Origin of the sequence: Arthrospira sp. PCC 8006, assembly GCF_046480465.1 — a bacterium.
Lineage (GTDB): Bacteria > Cyanobacteriota > Cyanobacteriia > Cyanobacteriales > Microcoleaceae > Limnospira > Limnospira platensis.
This window is the reverse complement of record NZ_PKGG01000366.1, coordinates 1-3,089: the sequence shown is the minus strand read 5'-3', so window position 1 is coordinate 3,089 and position 3,089 is coordinate 1. Positions and strand designations below refer to the sequence as shown.

6 protein-coding genes are annotated in these 3,089 nt (G+C 35.3%); all 6 read right to left on the bottom strand.

Annotation, left to right across the window (positions count from 1 at the left end; genetic code table 11):
- A partial coding sequence (locus B9T16_RS27360) for a hypothetical protein (RefSeq protein ID WP_410246253.1) occupies positions 1-582 on the bottom strand: 582 nt, incomplete at its 3' end.
- Positions 545-907 carry a hypothetical protein gene (locus B9T16_RS27355; RefSeq protein ID WP_410246252.1) on the bottom strand — a complete coding sequence of 121 codons (363 nt, stop codon included), beginning with the start codon at positions 905-907 and terminating at the stop codon, positions 545-547. The genes B9T16_RS27360 and B9T16_RS27355, both read right to left, overlap by 38 nt.
- Positions 900-1,304, bottom strand: coding sequence for a DUF1064 domain-containing protein (locus B9T16_RS27350; RefSeq protein ID WP_410246251.1), 405 nt, complete (start codon positions 1,302-1,304; stop codon positions 900-902). Before B9T16_RS27350 ends, B9T16_RS27355 begins: the two co-directional genes overlap by 8 nt.
- Positions 1,294-1,644: a hypothetical protein gene (locus B9T16_RS27345; RefSeq protein WP_410246250.1), complete on the bottom strand. Its 351-nt coding sequence runs from the start codon at positions 1,642-1,644 to the stop codon at positions 1,294-1,296. Before B9T16_RS27345 ends, B9T16_RS27350 begins: the two co-directional genes overlap by 11 nt.
- Before the next feature lie 98 nt (positions 1,645-1,742).
- Complete coding sequence (locus B9T16_RS27340) at positions 1,743-2,207, bottom strand: hypothetical protein (RefSeq protein ID WP_014276602.1); 465 nt, start codon at positions 2,205-2,207, stop codon at positions 1,743-1,745.
- 264 nt (positions 2,208-2,471) lie between these two features.
- The coding region (locus B9T16_RS27335; RefSeq protein WP_410246249.1) for a hypothetical protein at positions 2,472-3,089 on the bottom strand (618 nt) is incomplete at its 5' end.

Here is a 3,089-nt window from a genome sequence, read left to right as displayed (position 1 = left end):
TTTGTATTTTGCTTTTCCATTTAATCCTGCTTTATTTTTAGTTGTGGATTCAATTAAAGCGTTAATATCTCCGATTGAGTAAGTAGCGACAGATTGATTGAATGGATTAATACATTCAATTTCTAAGATATTAGAAATATCAGAGTTTAAATTATCGTCTCCGATATTTCCCTCTAATATCCTGTCAGAAAGTTTGACTGATGATTGACTTAGATTTATTGTTGCTGAAAACATCACAGAACCGTCTGTAAGCATTGAGTCACTTTCGACTATTTTAAGCAATGCGAGTTCTAGCATTGTAGGGGTGTATTCTCGTTTTTTGCCGTTATATTCAGTCTCGTATTTTTCAATACAAAACCGTACAGCAATTAATTCTTTATCACCTTTGGAATAACTCCAATCCCTATCATTGAAATTCTGAAAATCCCCAGAAATACCCTTTCCGAACACCCATAAATGAGGTGGTTTTATTCGGAATTGTGCATAATCAACAATTAGAAAGGTTGCCGTTTCACCGGGTTTAACTGCACTGCAATAACTAAATTTATCGTCCTGTTTTTTGCCGTAATATCCGATACTCATGATTAACTATCCTTTGATGATTGATTGTTTTTGAGATTTTTTTGCAGACATCCCAAAACTGAGAATTCCCAACAATTGAAACCCGTAACTTACCCTCATCATTTAATTTAACTGTACAGGTTCCCCTGTAACCTCCACGGGGAAAATACGAACCCATATAGGAGTAGGCTAAATCCTTGAGTTGTGAAGTTTGATGGTCCTCAATAGGGGTTAGTATCCGGTAGGCTATTTGAGTGGTTTCATACTCAAATAAATGCGGGTTATAGGTAGCACTTAACAGCTCTCCCGTGATATCAAAAATCCCTCTGTAGTGTAGTTTATTCATTGTTTGTCCTTGGAATTTCTAAGTTGTTTAAAATCTCCTGAAACTCGTCGATATTGATAAATGAGATGCCTTGCCATCGGTAGGATGTCTCCCTTACAACAAACCAACACTGATTGACTAAGCCGGGATTAAGGTACTGCAATAACTGCATTTTTAGCTTAAATGAATCAGTTAATACTCCCTTAACTTCGATGTAACGATTAAAGAACGGACTATAAAAATCTGGAATCCAGGTGATATTTTTCCAAGGTTTTGTATGTTCAATTAATGTCATTTTAGGGTGAACAATTAATTGATTATCATGTTTTTGTAGAAGGTGATAAACCCGACACTCAAATGCACTTGGAAAATAATAGCCGTCTATTTTTTGCCCTCTAGCATTGTATTTATTTTTCATCTTTTGGGTACACTCCGAAAGATGTATTAGGATTATCAGGTTCTCTATCCCCGCCGTTTTCGGCTTGATATATATCCCATTCAGCCCTGTAGAACTCTAGGGCTTCTGTACAAATTTCCTCAAGTTTGTCAGGATGTAATGGTATTAATTTTTTAAGAATTTCGCCTATAAAATAAGCGATAAAATCCTTATCAAACTTAACCAAAGTTGATTGCCATGTAAACCCCTTTCCGTCTAAAATTGGAACTTTGATATATAGGGAATGACCGATATACATCAAGGGGGTTAACGCGATGTTTCGTAGGTTAAGTCTAACCTCGGACCAATGACGTGGTATCATGCTATAATTTCCTAATACTTAGTGGCTACCGCTTATGTGTAAATTTTTTAGGGACTCTATTTTAAAAGCACATAAGCGGTTTTGTTTTTGGTGTGGGATTAATCTAACCAACTAGAAAATGGGTTGACTTCATTATCTTCATCCTCTAAATCACTCTCAGAGCCCAATAGATGGTCTTCTAGKGCRTTAATATCATCCTGTATGGCTCCCGTAACCTTACGAGGTAGCTTTACTCCACCTGCTTTTAATAGCGTCAGGATTGCGTTGGTGACTCGTTTAAGTGTGGCAATCTCTGAATATGTCAGATAAAAGGTATTTGAGTTGATAATCTCCGACGTTTGGAGTTTGTTGGTCAATGATTGAATTAATGAAGTTTTGGGGTAAGGAAGGTAAGTATTAACCAACTCCAGAAACTTAGTAAACTGATTAAACCGACTCAACGTCTCAATGTATTCTGTAGGAGTCAATACTTTATTAGTATTGACATTAGTTACATTTTCTACAGTTACGCTACCTTCAATTGATTCTGTAACTGTATAGTTACCTTGCTCTTTTGAATTCATGTCAGTGATTTAAAACTCATTGACAAAACACATTTTGCAAAATACGATTAAGTTGTTGAGTTTTAAATCACTGTATTTAATTAAAATCATCTTATTTGATTAGTTTATTTTTAATAAATATAAATTATACAATTTACACTTATTTATAAAATTATCAAATATCACATTAAGTATATATAGAATGTACAAATAATAACAAATACAAAAAACCCGTTAATCCTATTTTGTGAGTTAACGGGTATATACTTAGTAACAAGTAGTCGATTATCTACCTTTCCTGTTTTTGCCTTTACTTGGAGGGTTAGCGGGTTGTTCCCCTTGTTTTTGATTGGGTGCTTCAGTTTTACCTGTGGTTAGTTCTCCTAAGCCGTCTAATGGATAATCATTTCTATCAGGTATTCGATACCATCTATGATGCGTCCTGAGTGATATTGGTTTTATAGTCCAATAATGCGCAAAAACATATAGCAAGCAGTTAATCGAGAAAATGTTAGGAACTTTTAAAGTAATAAACCGCAAATTTTTATTACCTGAGTTAGTTCCTGTTGTTATATACTTTCTCCATATTCCTGAATCTACATCAACATCAGGACCTTCTATAAATACACGATAAAATCCTGTCTTTTTACCAACGTTATAACTCAAGCCAGAAGGTACTTTTCTTCTGTTAGCGTTAGACGTTCCAGTATTACCTCTAGGGGCGGGTTTCCAAACAGTTAAATTTCTAACCTCTGTTGGTTCTAAGTCTTGACTGTTAGAGGATAGCCTATAAAGCAGCAACATAGGCATAGGGATAACATACTTTGATGTCTTGTCTACTGGAGCCTCAACCATTAGCTCTGGTCCAAGACAAGGACCTTTTGATGTCCCTAGTTTAGCAAC

Excerpts from the sequence above, each read along its gene's own strand:
- B9T16_RS27355 (WP_410246252.1), bottom strand. The coding sequence starts at position 907 with ATGAATAAACTACACTACAGAGGGATTTTTGATATCACGGGAGAGCTG.
- B9T16_RS27350 (WP_410246251.1), bottom strand. The coding sequence starts at position 1,304 with ATGAAAAATAAATACAATGCTAGAGGGCAAAAAATAGACGGCTATTAT.
- B9T16_RS27345 (WP_410246250.1), bottom strand. The coding sequence starts at position 1,644 with ATGATACCACGTCATTGGTCCGAGGTTAGACTTAACCTACGAAACATC.